This is a genomic window from Accumulibacter sp., from assembly GCF_032229525.1.
In the GTDB taxonomy this organism is placed as follows: Bacteria; Pseudomonadota; Gammaproteobacteria; order Burkholderiales; family Rhodocyclaceae; genus Accumulibacter.
Genome location: NZ_JAVTWB010000090.1, coordinates 14,544 through 29,246 on the forward strand (window position 1 = coordinate 14,544; position 14,703 = coordinate 29,246).

A 14,703-nucleotide genomic window follows, 5' to 3' on the forward strand; every position below is an offset into this window, starting at 1 on the left:
TCGCGCTGGGCTTGCTCGCGCAGTTGCGCTTCGCGACGGGCCGCGCGAGCCTCGGCTGCTCTCGCGGCGATAATCTTCGACAGGCGATCGACAAGTCCTGCGAGTTGCTTCTCGTCACGTTGCAGGTTGCCGATTTCGCGCCGCTGCGCAGCTATCTGTGCCGATATCTTGTCCAGTGTCGCCTGGCGTTGTTCGCGTTGGGCAAGCAGTTTGGCGTGCTCTTCCTTGCGCTTCGTTTCGGCGGCCGACAGCCGCGCCGCTTGTTGCTGCATGTCGGTGGCCAGGGATTGCTGGCGGTTCAAGCTCGTCTCGATTTCTCGCAGGAGCGCGCTGCGTGCCCGCCCGATCGCTTCCAGGTAGTGCAGATCCCGCGCCAGCTGATAGGGGTCGTCACCGTTGAGGAGGAGCCGGAGCGGATCAGGATTGCCGCGCAGATACTGCCGATACAGCAATTTTTCCAGTTGTGCCTGTTGCGCCTGCAGCCGCTGCTCGATCTCGCGCGACTGCACCTCGAGGCCTTGGCGCGACGTTTGCAGCGCAGTGACTTGCGTCGCCAGCTCGTGTAGCTCGCGCTGGGTCATGGATATGGCGCGCTCGGCGTCCTTCAGCTGATCGGTCGATTGCTTCTGGGAACTTTCTGCGGCGGTCATCTCCCGGCGCATGGCGTCGATCTGGGCGCGCAGCGATTTCAGGTCACTCTGTTTTTCGGCGACATCGCCCGGTGAAGCGGCGTCGGCGTCCTTTGTATTCTGCCTGCCGTTGGCTGCGAAGCTTGGCGCCAACAGGGTCGCGGCGACCAGCAGAGCGGCCGGCAAGCGCCAGCTGCTCTGGCTGCACCGTCCGAGCTGACGAGAACGTGCTGCGGCCCGGTCGGACGCCGGCTGTATCGGCCTCAATGGTGACGCGGCGCAGCTGGTGGGGTTTGCAGTGTGTTTGCTCAATGAACGGCGCACGCCTGGCAGAAACGTGGGTTGGCTGGACAGGCCTGGCAAATGGGGGGCTACGGCCAGATCCAGAGTGTGTGGGGACACCCCCTGGCTGAGGGTTTTGTTCTATAATCGCCGATTATATTATGATAAGCAGTGGGCTTGGCGTAACGTGCCTATCCGGATCAGCATTATCGACAAGCAGGAGCATATCGAACAGGCGGCACGTGCGCTGAAGTCGATTTCGCATCCCTTGCGCCTCAAGATTCTTTGTGTGATCGGTGATCAGGACGCTTGCGTTCAAGAGATCGTTGACGCTGTGGGTACTTCGCAAAGCAACATTTCCCAGCACCTTGCAATCCTTCGCGAAAAGGGCGTTCTGCTGGCACGCAAGGACGCCAACCGGGTCTACTATCGTGTCGGCGACGCCCGGACGCTGCAGTTGATTGGCATGATGCGTGAGGTTTTCTGCGGCGATTAGCAGTCCCCCGCGTTCGCCCGGCCTGCACTTGCCGGCGGCGGGCGTCCCGGTTTGGTCTTTCTTGCCGCGTTAATTTCTGGAGCTTCGATTGGAATTCATACAGCAGAACCTTCTCCTGGTGGCTGTCGCCGTGGTCAGCGGCACACTGCTGCTGGGGCTCTCGGTCCGTCGCCCCGGTGGCTCACGGTCGCTAACGCCTGCTCAGGCGACGATGCTGATCAACCGTGAGAACGCGCAGTTGCTCGACATTCGCGAGCCGAACGAGTACCTCGCCGGCCACCCGTCCGACGCTCGCAACATTCCGTCAGGGTCCTTGGCAGAACGCGCCGGCGAACTGGAGCGGTTCAAGGACAAGCCGGTGATTCTCGTCTGTCAGTCCGGTGCGCGTGCATCTGCCGCCTGTTCCAAACTGGCCAAGCTTGGTTTCTCCAGACTGCACACCCTCGAGGGTGGCATTGGTGCTTGGGTGGAGGCCGGTCTGCCACTGAAGAAGGGGTCGGGAAAGTGAGCCGCTCGCCGCGGGTGCTGATGTACTCTACCGGCGCCTGCCCTTTCTGTATTCGGGCTGAGCAATTGCTGCACGCCCGTGGTGTTGCCGAGATCGAGAAAATCCGCATTGACCTTGATCCCGGGCGCCGCAACGAGATGGTCGAAAGGACTACCAGGCGGACCGTTCCGCAGATCTATATCGGTGAGTTACACGTCGGTGGCTTCGACGATCTCCTGGCGTTTGATCGTGCGGGCAAGTTATCGCCCTTACTCGCGGGTGAATGCGTTTGACATCTGCGCTTCGAGCTTCATCAACAATTCCACAGCATGGTCCGAGAACTTACTATGAGCGAACAAGCAGCCCCCGTATTTGCGATCGAGAAGATCTACATCAAGGACCTCTCGGTTGAGGTGCCCAATGCACCGCAGATTTATCTCGAGCGAGAGTCCCCCACCGTCAATATCCAATTGCAAACCAAGGCTCAAGGGGTTGGCGACGGGCTCTTCGAGGTGACCCTGACGGCGACCGTAACGTCCAAGATCGAAGAGAAGACCGTTTTTCTCGTGGAAGTCGGTCAGGCGGGCATCTTCCGCGTCCAGAATGTGCCGAGCGAAAATATGGAGCCCTTGCTGTCGATTGCCTGCCCAAACATTCTTTATCCTTATGCGCGCGAGATCGTTTCCGATACCGTTACCCGCGCCGGCTTCGCACCGGTGATGCTGCAACCAGTCAACTTCGAAGCGCTGTACATGTCGCGTTTGCAGCAGCAGGAGGCGGCGAAAGATGAGCCGGGTCAGTCGACGATCCAGTAAACCGACTCGATCCCGATTGCGGGTCTGCGGATGAAGCGGCTACTGGCTTTCCTGCTCGCTGCGGGATTTGTCGTGCCGGCTCTGGCGATCGAGTACCGCACTATCGATACGGCGACCGTTCTCTTCGACGCGCCTTCGCAGAGAGGCGCCAGGCTTTTCGTCATCAAGCGCGGCACACCGGTCGAATTGGTGGTTCATCTCGAAGGATGGGCGAAGGTGCGGGATGCCGAGGGAGGCCTGGCCTGGCTCGAGACAAAGTACCTTGGCATGCGGCGGGCGGTGATCGTCACTGTCGCTCGCGCCCAAATCCGGCAGACTGCCGACGAGTCAGCGCCGCTGGTCTTCGAAGCGGAAAAGAACGTGGCGCTTGACTACCTTGAAACGGCTCCTGGTGGCTGGGTACGGGTGCGCCATCGTGATGGACAATCAGGTTTCGTACGTGCCGACCAGGTCTGGGGTCTCTGAAGGCCATGAAACTGACGGTGCTCGGGGCGGGCGCCTGGGGTAGTGCACTGGCCATTGCTTTCAGCGCCAGCCACACCGTCACGCTGTGGGCGCGCGAGCCTGAGGTTCGGCGCGGCTTGCGCGACGACCGAGAGAATCCACGCTTCCTTCAGGGACAACGCTTTCCCGACGCGTTGTTGATCGGCGAGGAGTTCGAGACGGCGGTGGCCGGTGCCGATTTGCTGCTCATTGCCACCCCGCTTTCCGGCCTGCGGCCGACGCTTTGCCGCTTGCGCGATGCCGCGGTGGTGAGCCCGCTGATCTGGGCGTGCAAGGGGCTGGAGGCCGAAACGGGCAAGCTGCCGCACCAGATTGTCGCTGAAGAGCTCGGTGCACAAGTTCCTTGCGGCGCCTTGTCGGGCCCGAGCTTTGCCCAGGAGGTGGCGCGCGGTCTCCCGACGGCGGTTACGCTGGCGGCAAACGACACTGCTTTCGGGCAGCGGACCGCACGTGCCCTGCATAGCGCGCACTTTCGCATCTATGCCAACGATGACTTGGCGGGTGTCGAAGTCGGCGGGGCGGTGAAGAACGTCATGGCTATCGCCACCGGCGTTTGCGATGGTCTCGGCCTTGGTTTGAATGCGCGGGCCGCGTTGATTACGCGCGGTCTTGCTGAAATCGCGCGCTTCGGTGTGGCGCTGGGCGGTCAGGCGCCGACTTTTATGGGGCTGGCCGGCATTGGCGATCTGATCCTCACGTGCACCGGTGACCTGTCGCGGAATCGACGTGTGGGCCTGGAGCTCGCCAGTGGCAGGACTCTATCGCAGATTCTCCGCGAACTGGGCCATGTCGCCGAGGGCGTCGGCACGACGCGTGAAGTGGCTCGCCTGGCAAGCCAGTTGGGGATAGACATGCCGATCACTCAGGCCGTCAATGCGATTCTCTATCGCGATGAACCCGCATCGTCTGCGGTCGACAAACTGCTGAACCGGGATCCGAAAAGCGAGGCTAGCTAGCCCTCGCTCATTTTTCGTAGCCGGAAAGCGGATCACGGCTTGTCGCGGTTGACGAGACTTTCTCCCGCATTGTGTGTATCATCGTGCTCCCCATCGCAGGTCGGGTCTTCCGGTGCCGGCATTCGCTGGTTTGCTTTACCGTGGTATCCCGCCCGGATCGCCCAACAGCGCTTGTCGCTGCCATCAATCTGAAACCTGTAGCCGCCAATATGTGGTCGCCGTCCAGTGCGCATGCGCTGCGGCGATCGCGGATTCTGGCTGGCTGCTCGCTCATCCCCCTGACTGTAGCGTAGCGCGTGCTAGCGCCGCTGCGGCGAACGGCTCCGGCCGTGCATTATCCCGACAATTGAAGTAGTACAGCTGATGGCTTGCGGGCACGAAAATTGCTTGATTTGTGCAATACCCAGCCATCAACGGAGGTAGGCAAACGATGTCCAGGAAACTGTTTTCTCACCATTCGCTCGGCGGCCAGTTGCTGCCGAACCGTGTCGTCATGGCGCCGATGAACCGTAATCGCGCCACTGACTGGCAACTCGCCCCGCGGGCGATCACTGCAAAATACTACGCGCAGCGCGCTTCGGCTGGTCTGATCATTGCCGAGGGGACGCCGGTTTCTCCGCAGGCTCGCGGCTGCGCTCGCACGCCAGGTATCTACAGCGGCGCGCAGGTCGCCGGCTGGAGAAAAGTCACCAAGGCGGTGCATCAGGCGGGTGGCCGCATCTATTTGCAGCTCTGGCACGTCGGGCGCGTTGGTCACAGCAGCCTGCGCGCGGACCGCTCGCCGCCGGTGGGGCCGACCGGGATCGGCCTGCATAGCGACCGCGTGCCGATCATCGACGGCAGCGACGAGCCGGTGATGGCGCTCTGCGATGCGCCGCGCGGCTTGGCGACCGAGGAGGTGCGCCTGATTGTCACCGATTTCGTTCGCGCCGCCCGCAACGCCATCGCCGCAGGCTTTGACGGTGTCGAGATTCACGCCGCCAATGGCTATCTGTTCGATCAGTTCCGCTGCCCCTACGTCAATGACCGCGCCGACGAGTACGGCGGTTCGCAATCCAATCGCTGGCGCTTCCTGCTGGAAACGGTGCAAGCCGTAGCCGGCGCGATCGGCAGCGCACGGGTCGGTGTGCGCATCTCGCCGCTGGGTACCGCGCACGAGATGCAGCCCGATCCGGATCCGCTGGTCAGCTACGGCTATCTCGCCACTCGGCTGAAGCTGATGAGGATCGGCCATCTGCACGTCTATGACCAGGAAGGGAACTGGATCCACGACCAGCAGGGAGAACTGCTGCCGCACCTGCGGGCGTGTTTCGCGGGGACCTTGATTCTTTGCGGAGGGTTCGACCGGCAACGCGCGGAAGCAGCGTTGCGCGCCGGTCGCGGCGATTTGATTGCCTTTGGCAAGTACTTCATCGCCAATCCCGATCTCGTCCAGCGTCTGCGCATCGGGGCGCCGCTGGCACCCTGGAACTCGACGACGATCTACAAGGGTGGGGCCAAAGGCTACATTGACTATCCGGCATTTGACCCTGCCGCCGTCACCGCAGCGTGAGCACTGCCTGGTGTAGTGGTGCATCCTGTTGAGAACTTAAGCGGCTGTTGGCATGAATGACGTTCTGGACGATGTGGCGAGCGCTGTCGGTCCAGATAAGCGGTTTGGGTTTGGTGTTTGGCGGGCGATGTAGTCGTCAATGGCAGTGACCAACGCGGGGACGCTGGTGAACACGCCGCGGTGCAGTTGTCGGCGATCCGGTGCAGCGCTTTGTCCTTCGGTGTTTGCCGATCGATCTTGCGCAGAAACTTGAGCCACTCGATGACGGTGTTGCTGCTTGCTGCGCGATCACACGGCTGTCCAGCACGTTGAGCGCGGCGAACAGCATGGGTCGTGCCGTTGCGCTTGTAACCATGGATCGCGGTGGTCGCACGCCCCACTTCCGTGGCAAGCCGGGCTGCGTACGGTCGAGTGCCTGCACCTGGCTTTTCTCGTCGCAGCACAACACCCGCGCATGCTCGGGTGGCGACAAGTACAGACCGACGATCTCTTCGAGTTTCTTGACGAACTTGGGATCGCGCGAGACCTTGACGGCGCGTACCAGGTGAGGCTTCAAGGCCTTGGCACGCGCCGTGGCGCGAGACGCTGGCCGCACTGACACCCAGTTCGGCGGCCATCTTGCGGGTGCTTCAGTGCGTCGCCGCTGCGGGCGTGCTCTGCGTGGTCAGTTCCACCAGTTGCGCCACCTCCACCTTCACCGGTGGCGCGCCGCGCGGCAAGTCGCGCTCAATTCCTGTCAACCGTGATTGCGCATAACGCCCTCGCCAACGCGGATCGAGAAGGCGTTAAGGAGCGACGGCCAAGCGACGATGTCAAGCGTTCGCTGGGCGAATCCGGCACCTGATAGCGGGCCACCCCACGGTGGGCGCGTAGAAGAAGGCATCCGTCTGCTCTTGGTGATCAAACCGTGATCAAACTGTGCATGCGACACTCCCGCACCCGGCTTTCCGACGGCTTTCCCACCAAAGCATGCGCCGAGCGTCAGTTCGCCGCGCCGGAACAGATCGACAAAAAGCACGTCTCACCTACGCCATGCGCCAGCGCAGGTGGCGTAGTCCGGCCCGCTGGCAGACTGTGACGGACGCAACAGGAGTCCGGCCGATGATCAAGACCCACACTGCCGACGCCGAAACTCTGGACAGCGCGACAGCGCGGCTGTTCATCTCCTATTCGCGTCGCGACCAGGACGTCGCCCGCCGCCTGTGCGACGCGCTTGCCGCCCGCGGGCGCGCCTTGTGGGTGGACTGGGAGGGCATCCCGCCCAGCGCCGAATGGCTGGCCGAAATCGAACAGGGCATCCGTTCGGCAGACGCCTTCGTCTTCATGCTCAGCCCCGATTCGCTGCGCTCCGAGGTTTGTGGCCAGGAGCTGGCTGTTGCGCTTGCACTGAACAAGCGCCTGGTGCCGCTGGTAGTGCGAGAGGCCGGTGAGACGCCGATACCCCCCGAACTGGCGCAGCGCAACTGGATATTCCTGCGTGCGACGGACGACTTCGACAGCGGCCTCGCGGCCCTGGTCGAGGCGGTGGATACCGACCTCGACTGGCTGCATCGCCACACCGCCTTGCTGGTGCCGGCGCTGGCCTGGCAGGGCGCCGGCGGCGAACGCAGCCGCCTGCTCAAGGGACGTGCGCTGCAACAGGCCGAAGCCTGGTTGGCCGGCAGCGCTGACAAGAGTCCCGCCGCCGCGCAGGTTCAGATCGAATTCATTCAGGCCAGCCGACGTGCGGCCACCCGCCGCCTGCGCATCGCGCTCGCCGGGACGGTGGTCGGCATGCTGACACTCGTCGCCTTGGCCGTGTGGGCGTTGATTGCCGAAACACGGGCCGATGCCGCTCGCCAGAACGCCGAGGCGCGCCGTATCGGTTCGGACGCCAGCCTGGTCGCCAGCGAGCGGGCAGCGCTGATCGAGACCAGCGCCCTGCTGGCCATCGAATCATGGAAACGCCGCCCGGCGCTGGGCAACGACGTGCCGCTGCGTCGTGCCCTGCGTTTGCTGCCCGAACCGGCCGGCGGCCTTCATCTGCCGTTCAAGGCGATTGTCGACGCGGTGTTCGTCAGCGACGCGGGTCTGGTCGCCTATGCCGAAGGCGAAACGGTGGGACTTCTCGCGCCAGGGCAGGCGGGGGCACCCCTCAAGCTGTCGCATGACAGTCCGATCATCGCGCTCGCCGGCTGCCCGCGCACCCAGCGCCTTGCCGCCCGCCTGCAAGACGGCCGCGTCTTCTTGTGGAACGCGAGCAGCGGCGAACGCCTGGCGAATCTGCCGCTGCGCGCGCCCACCACCGCGCTCACATGCAGCCCCGACGGCACGCTGCTCGCCATCGGCGATGCGGGCGGTGGGGTAGCGATTTTCAGCACCGCCAACGGCGCGCTGGTCGACACCCTGCCGAGCGTAGTGAACTCGGCCGTGCGCGCACTGCGCTTCGATGGTCACGGCAAGCGTCTGGCCGCCGGCGGCAAGTCACTGCTGCAGGTCTGGCAACTGGCAGGAGCTCGCCCGATCGCCGCCATCGCGCATCGTCAGCCAGTGGTGGATATCGATTTCGATCCGGCCGGCGGACGCATCGTCAGCGCCAGTGATTCGGCTGCGTATCTATGGTCGCTGCCTGCGGGGCAAAGCCTCAAACGCATCGGCCAGCGCACCAATGTGCACCGCGCGCGTTTCGATCGCCATGGGAAACGCCTCGTGCTGGCCGCCGGTGACGGCGTCGTTTCCGTCTGGGACGCCACCACCTACGAGCGGCAGCTGGACGTGCGCCACCAGGGGCCGGTCATGCATGCCCGCTTCAGCCCGGACGGCGACTACGTCCTCAGCGCCAGCAACGACGGCACCGCCCGCCTGTGGCGGGTCAGTGACGGTACGGAGCAACTACGCTTTGCCCATGACCACTTCCTGAGTGCCGCCCGTTTCAGTCCGGATGGCGTGCACGTCCTCACCGCCGGGCGGGATGGCCGCGTCCGCCTGTGGCATAACCGCATTCCGGATCGGGAACTGCTGCCCAAGCCCTACGGCAATCGCGTCTCGCGCGACGCCCAATCGCTGCTCGAGGCCACCGGCCAGGGGCGCTGGCAATTGCGCCGGCTCGACAGCGCCGATCCGCCGTTCGCCTTCAGCAGCGGTGCCGGCGTGCTGACCTTCGACGTTAGCGCCGACAGACGGCAACTAGCGGTGTCCCGCTTCGACGCGAAGGTCGACATCTGGTCCATTCCCGAGGCGACGATGCGCCAGCAACTGACGCTGGCCAAACCCGCCGACACCGTTGGTTTCCATCCCGATGGCGCGCGCCTGCTCACCGGCGCGCGTGACGGTAGCGTGCGCCTGTGGTCCCTGGCCGACGGCAAGGAAATATGGCAGCGCGTTGACGGGGAGCGCTTCGTGATGACCCATGCCTTCAGCGCGGACGGTCGCCAGGTGGCTAGCGGCGGCAGCGATCGCCTGGCCCGCGTCTGGGGCGTCGAAGACGGGCAGCTCCTCCACACGCTCAAGCACAATCATGACGTGCGTGGCCTCGCCTTCAGCCCCGACGGCAGCACGCTGGCCAGCGCCAGTTCGGATCGCATGGCCAGGCTGTGGCGGCTCGACACCGGCCAGGTCGCCCGCTACCTCGAACACCAGTTTCCCGTGCTGGCCGTTGCCTACGACGCCAGCGGTACGCTGATCGCCACCGGCGCTTCGGACCACACCGCCCGCCTGTGGGACGCCGCCAGCGGCGTCGAGCGATCGCGCATCGACACGCCGGATGCCGTGCTCGCCCTGGGCTTCCAGGCCGACGGCCGGCTGCGCGTGCACACCGGTAGCGAATCGAGTATCCACACCACCGATGGCCAGACGCTGGTGAGCACCGCCTGCCAGCGCCTCACCCGCAACCTCGGCCTGATCGCCTGGGCGCAATACATCGGTAAGGAGCCGCCTCAAGCCACTTGCCCCGGGCTGCCGCCACCCGCGCTGTAGGTCTCGGTCGGGGAGACGCCACGAGTGGCGATGAAGTCGCTCGCTGGCTCTGGCAATCGGCAGGGAACGGCACGAGCTCATCGCGGCCGCAAAAACAACTGTACATGCGTACAGCACTCAGGTATTCTTACTCCTGTCGCAGCGGCTTCCGATCAATCGATCTCCACGGAGGAATCACCCACCATGAATCGCATCCAGAAGTGGTTTGAACAGATGGTAGGTGTCTACTTGATGGAGCCTCGTCGCTGGGCGTCGGCCCATGAGATCTTCGCCGCACCGCGCGTGGATATCTCTGCACTGCAGAAACCGGCGTGTTGGCGCAGGAGGTCGCGAACCCAGGGCATTGCGCGATAGTCCTGGCCCGCGCGCCTTCGGCGAGGGGCCAAGTCTCTGCTGACACCGTATCCGGTGTTGATTGGTGCACACACCACGGCGGAGTTCCCGGGTTCATTGACCGTTCGCGGGAGCCAGCCACCTTGCCGTTGTTGTGGATAGCGATGCGGATGGCCCTTCCGTTCCTGGCTGTTGATGGCGCCAGCACGAACCACTCGACGCGCCCCTATTGAATCGCGAACAGTGTCAGCTTCATCGCTGCACCGCGCACGGCGAGCAGGTCGTGGTAGTCGTCACTGGCTGCCCACTGCGCCGAGTCTTCCAGGGTCGGAAACTCAAGCTCGACGAATGCGTCGAAGGCTTCGCAGTCGAGTTCGTTCCAGTAGGTGTCAGCCAGCGTCCCTCGATAGCGCACCTGCCCGCCGTGTTTGGCAACCGTGATCCCCACCTTGCTCCGGTACTCCTCGAATGCTGCCGCATCGAGAAGCTTGATCAAGCCGATAATCTTCACCGTCATATTGTCCCTCCTGCGCAGGGTTTGCCCCACCAGCACCCGTGGCGCCGATCGTACGCAACGCGATTGGCAACTCCCGGTGCCGGTCATCGGCGATCTTCAGCATCGACGGCCTTACCCGGGTGCGTGAATACCCGGCCACGTATCGAGTGGTGATCGACCAGGGTCGTCGAGATCTGCCGACCCTCGCTTGCCAGTCAGGTTCCAGAGCCGGCGACCTTGGCGTTGCTGGTGCTGGCGCTGGGCATCCTGTCGATGTGCTGCCGTCGGGCCTTGCGTCCGCTCAGCGCACGCTGATCTCGACCCGGTCGTAACGCCCGGCGTCGTCCATCACCGTGATCCGGTAGCGTCCGGCATCGCTGAACTTCTGGTGCAGGGCGCGTCCGGCCGGCAGGCGAGCGATCTGCCGGCCATTGAGCAGCCAGATCAACTCCTGCTGCCCGCCACGGGCTTCGAGACGCAGCTCCGGCACCGGCCCGTTGCCGGCGCGGCGGATCGTTTCGCCGTCGCTGATGCCGACGATTCTCAAGCCGTTTTCCGGGGCGCGTGCGCTGCTGCACTCGGGTGCCCAGGCCGGTGGCAGCGCCCGCTGGCGGGTCGCGGTGTCGAGCCAGGGTTCGAGGGTGGCTGGCCAGCGAGCCATGTCGATGGCCTGCATCTCGCCGCTGGCGCAAGCGGCGCGGACGCGCAGCCCGCTCGCTGCGTCGCGGTAGTCGGTATAGCGCGGGGCGCCGCCGCGCAGGCGGTCGGGAAAGGTTGGCGGTGCCGCCCCGTCGAGAATCCAGGCGGCTCTTTCCTGATGGCATAGTCCGGGCGGTGTTGCGTTGCTGCGCGTGCCCAGCGGCCAGCAGATCGTGGTCGAGGAAACGCTGGCGGGTGGCGTCCGTGGTCGTGGTGCTTCATCGTCGAGGGCCGAAAAGACATCGACCAGCAGCGGCGCCGCGATGTTGGCGCCGAAGAAGCCTGGATTCGGCGTGCCGTCGGGCCGGCCGATCCAGACGCCGACGGTGAACTGGTCGCTGACGCCGACTGCCCAGGCGTCGCGGAAACCGAAGCTGGTGCCGGTCTTCCAGGCGATGCCGCGGCGCGCGCCGACGCCGCCGTCGACCAGCCGGGCGAGCGGTCCGCCGGACTCGAGCAGATCGCGAATGATGAAGGCGGCGCCTTCGCTCATCATCCGTGCTTCCTCGATCGGGGCGTCGGCAAAATAGCGTGGCCGGCCGCTGACGCCGGCGCGCGCCAACGCCGTGTAGGCGGCGACCAATCCTTCGAGGTTGACCGCCACGCCACCGAGGATGACGCCGAGATTGGGCGTCGCCCCGCGCGGCAACTCGAGCTTTAGCCCGCCGCGTCGAAGCAGTGCAACGAAGCGTTGCGGCCCGAGCTGTTCGAGCACTTCCACCGCCGGCACGTTGAGCGACTTCTGTAAGGCCTCCGAGGCACTGACCGGGCCGCTGAAGCTGGCCTGGAAATTACCCGGCTGGTAACCCGAGAACGATTGCGGCGCGTCGGCCAGCAGCGATTCCGAGTGCATCAATCCCTCATCGAGCGCCAGCCCGTAGAGGAAGGGTTTCAGGGTTGATCCGGGCGAGCGGGCGGCCTGCACCATGTCCACATGGGCGAAGCGCGCGTCGTCGGTGAAATCGGCCGAGCCGGCGTAAGCGCGAACTTCGAGCGTCTCGTTGTCGACCACCAGAGTGGCCATCGACACCCGTGGTGGCAGCACCGCCAGGCGCGAGGCGAGCAGTTGCTCGACGGTCTGCTGCATGCCGGCATCGATGGTGCTGTCGATGCGCGCCGCATCGGGCTTCAGCCGCCGCAGGCGTTCGGCCAGTAGTGGCGCCAGCAGCGGCTCATGGATGGTCTGAGCGATCACCGGTTCCTGACGCGCGTCGGCGATCGCCCGCGCTCCCCAGCGCGATTGCAGGCGTTCGAGCACCTTGTCGCGCGCCTGCCGCGCGCGCTCGGGGTGGCGATCCGGCCGCAAGCGGGACGGCGCCTGCGGCAGCACCGTCAGCAAAGCGGCTTCCGATTCACTCAGCCGCTTCGCCGGCTTGCCGAGATAGGCGCGGCTCGCCGCCTCGACCCCTTCGACGACGCCGCCCATCGGTGCCAAGCCGAGGTACAGCTCGAGAATCTCACGCTTGGAGAGGCGCAGCTCGAGCTGCAGGGCGCGCGCGATCTGTAGCAGCTTGCCGGTGACCGTACGCGGCGTCGGCTCGAGCAGGCGCGCCACCTGCATGCTCAGCGTCGAGCCGCCGGAAACGACATGTCCGTGGCTTAGCCATTGCCGCGCCGCGCGCGCCAGCGCCCACGGATTGACGCCCGGATGCCACCAGAAACCACGGTCCTCGTAGGCCACCAGTGCTTCGATATAACGGGGGGAAACGTCTTCGATGCGCACCGGGTGGCGCCAGATGTGCTGACGGTTCGGGAAGGCACGCAGTGGCGTGCCGTCGCGCGCGACGACCAGCTGCGCTTGTGGTGCCGAATCTTCGGGCAGCGGCGGTGGCAACAGCTGGTCGGCAAGCAGCAGCAGGGCGAGCGCGGCAGCCAACGCCAGCCGCAGCCGGTTGCGGATCATTTCCCGGTGCCGGCCTTGTCTTCCCTGCCGTCGCTGATTTCCAGCATCTGCTCGCCACCGGCAAGACCGTAAATTTGTGGCTGATACATGTCTTCGGCGTAGGTCGGCGGCACCACGAAGCGCCCCGGGGTGACGACGCGAACGCGGTAGAAGAAGGGCATCGTACCGGCGAGTCTGGCGGCGACGACAAAACGGTCATCGCGGAACTCGACGTGCTTGATGTTGCTGTTGAGCATTGCCTGCCGCGGATCGACACCATCGATGGTGACCACCGCTTGCTCGCCCTGGACGATGTGGCTGTTTTCGATCTCGAGACCCGCCGGGATGTAGTCAACCACCAGACCGTTGGCGTAGCGTCCGGTGCTCTTCACCTGCAGACGAACGATGGCTGTTTCGCCGACGCGCAGCGCGCGACCAGCGAGCGGTTTGCCGTCGGCGGTGAACCAGTCGCGTTTCAGGTCGAAGTCGTCGCGTCGCGCGGCGGGCATCGTGGCCGGGTTGCCGCTCAGGCTGAGCTCGGCGAACAGTCGCTCGCCGCCGGCATTCCTGATTCGCACGCCTGCCGCCACCTGCTCTGCTGACAGGGGCAGGAACTGTGTTCCCTTGCCGCCGATCGCCTGCGCCTTGCCGGCCGCGATCAACTCGCCGTGCCATTCTTTGCTGGCGCCGGTGACGAAACTTCGTCCCATGAGAAACAGCGCCAGTTGCTCCTGCGTGCTGTAGTAGCGCTTGCCCGTCATTTCGCCCGCCACCTGGCTGACCAGGTTTTCACGTCCGGCCGGCGTCAGCTGGTGCTTGTCGAGCAGCGTGTAGATCAGCGCCCAGTCGCGCAGATTGCTGCCGTAGTCGCCCCACCAGGCGGTTTGCGGCCCGGCGCGGCGCTTCAGCAGGCCAGCTTCGATGGCGCCTGTCGATCGTCCTTCGTCGCCCATCAGCTTGAGTGCCAGACCGAGATGGACCAGAGCCAGCCCGGAGTGGGCGGCGGCCTGCGACTCCGCCAATTGACGCAAGGTCGACAGCGGCGCCTTGCCTTGGCGCGCCAGTACGTAGGCGCCGTAGGCGAGCACCGCGAAACGGCCCGATCCGGCGTAGCGCTCGTCATTCCAGACCGAGTTCTGGTTGTAGCTGACGGCGCCTCTGGGCAGGCCGGCAACGCCTTCCTGCAGCCCTTTGAGCAGGAACTCGACGGCCCGCTTCTCGACCTCGGGCGGCACGCTGAACCCTTGCTCGCGGGCGTCGAGCAGGAAGTTGGTGACGTAGGCCGACAGCCAGTACTGGTACTCGGAGAGGTTGCCCCACAGGCTGAAGCCGCCATTGGGCGCCTGCATGCCGGCCAGTCGGGCGATCGCCTTGTCGAGCATCGCCGCGCGCTGCGCCTGGGTGAAGGGTTTGAGGCCAAACGCCTGGGCCTCTGCCTGGTCAATGAAGACGTGCGGATAGGCGCTGCTGGTGGTCTGCTCGGCGCAGCCGTAGGGGTAGCGCAACAGCCCCTGCACGGCGCTGCGCACGTCGATCGGCGGCTGGTTCGATATCGCCAGCGTTGCCGCGACGCTCTGGCGCAGGAAGCCACCCAGTTCGGGATCACGGATGTCGACGC

Annotated in this window: 12 protein-coding genes and 1 pseudogene; 9 read left to right on the forward strand and 4 right to left on the reverse strand. The window is 65.0% G+C overall.

The features are described from left to right. Positions 1-815, reverse strand: an 815-nt coding sequence (locus RUW20_RS05435) for a murein hydrolase activator EnvC family protein (protein WP_409559310.1), incomplete at its 3' end; no start/stop codon positions are given. A gap of 283 nt (positions 816-1,098) precedes the next feature. Between RUW20_RS05435 and RUW20_RS05440 the strand changes: the two genes are divergently transcribed. The 8 genes from RUW20_RS05440 (at position 1,099) to RUW20_RS05480 (ending at position 9,675) form a co-directional block, all read left to right on the forward strand. Beyond that, complete coding sequence (locus tag RUW20_RS05440) at positions 1,099-1,407, forward strand: metalloregulator ArsR/SmtB family transcription factor (protein WP_313951179.1); 309 nt, start codon at positions 1,099-1,101, stop codon at positions 1,405-1,407. Between the two features lie 88 nt (positions 1,408-1,495). Continuing rightward, positions 1,496-1,915, forward strand: coding sequence for a rhodanese-like domain-containing protein (locus tag RUW20_RS05445; RefSeq protein WP_313951180.1), 420 nt, complete (start codon positions 1,496-1,498; stop codon positions 1,913-1,915). A 20-nt stretch (positions 1,916-1,935) separates the two neighbouring features. Next, a complete protein-coding gene (gene grxC, locus RUW20_RS05450; RefSeq protein WP_313951239.1) occupies positions 1,936-2,187 on the forward strand; it encodes a glutaredoxin 3 in 252 nt (83 codons plus the stop codon). 54 nt (positions 2,188-2,241) lie between these two features. Continuing rightward, positions 2,242-2,709 carry a protein-export chaperone SecB gene (secB, locus tag RUW20_RS05455; protein WP_313951181.1) on the forward strand — a complete coding sequence of 156 codons (468 nt, stop codon included), beginning with the start codon at positions 2,242-2,244 and terminating at the stop codon, positions 2,707-2,709. A 30-nt stretch (positions 2,710-2,739) separates the two neighbouring features. Next, the gene (locus RUW20_RS05460; protein ID WP_313951182.1) at positions 2,740-3,174 is read left to right on the forward strand and encodes an SH3 domain-containing protein; all 435 of its coding nucleotides are present in this window, start codon (positions 2,740-2,742) and stop codon (positions 3,172-3,174) included. A 5-nt stretch (positions 3,175-3,179) separates the two neighbouring features. Continuing rightward, complete coding sequence (locus tag RUW20_RS05465; protein ID WP_313951183.1) at positions 3,180-4,169, forward strand: NAD(P)H-dependent glycerol-3-phosphate dehydrogenase; 990 nt, start codon at positions 3,180-3,182, stop codon at positions 4,167-4,169. Between the two features lie 430 nt (positions 4,170-4,599). Further along, positions 4,600-5,721 carry an alkene reductase gene (locus tag RUW20_RS05470; RefSeq protein ID WP_313951184.1) on the forward strand — a complete coding sequence of 374 codons (1,122 nt, stop codon included), beginning with the start codon at positions 4,600-4,602 and terminating at the stop codon, positions 5,719-5,721. Positions 5,722-6,822: 1,101 nt separating this feature from the next. Further along, positions 6,823-9,675 carry a TIR domain-containing protein gene (locus RUW20_RS05480; RefSeq protein ID WP_313951185.1) on the forward strand — a complete coding sequence of 951 codons (2,853 nt, stop codon included), beginning with the start codon at positions 6,823-6,825 and terminating at the stop codon, positions 9,673-9,675. A gap of 559 nt (positions 9,676-10,234) precedes the next feature. Here the strand turns inward: RUW20_RS05480 and RUW20_RS05485 are convergent. Then, positions 10,235-10,525, reverse strand: coding sequence for a DUF1330 domain-containing protein (locus RUW20_RS05485; protein ID WP_313951186.1), 291 nt, complete (start codon positions 10,523-10,525; stop codon positions 10,235-10,237). A 171-nt stretch (positions 10,526-10,696) separates the two neighbouring features. On the opposite strand from RUW20_RS05485, the gene RUW20_RS21650 reads away from it, so the two are divergent. Next, positions 10,697-10,819 (forward strand): PEP-CTERM sorting domain-containing protein, encoded by a 123-nt coding sequence (locus RUW20_RS21650; RefSeq protein WP_409559313.1) that lies wholly within the window; start codon positions 10,697-10,699, stop codon positions 10,817-10,819. Here RUW20_RS21650 and pbpC read toward each other — a convergent pair. Together pbpC and RUW20_RS05495 are read right to left on the reverse strand one after the other, a co-directional pair. Continuing rightward, positions 10,806-13,106, reverse strand: a complete 2,301-nt coding sequence (gene pbpC / locus RUW20_RS05490; protein ID WP_313951187.1) for a penicillin-binding protein 1C — start codon at positions 13,104-13,106, stop codon at positions 10,806-10,808. The two genes, RUW20_RS21650 and pbpC, sit on opposite strands and share 14 nt — an antisense overlap. Beyond that, positions 13,103-14,703: pseudogene (locus RUW20_RS05495) on the reverse strand (alpha-2-macroglobulin family protein); the annotation flags it as partial. The gene pbpC and the pseudogene RUW20_RS05495, both read right to left, overlap by 4 nt.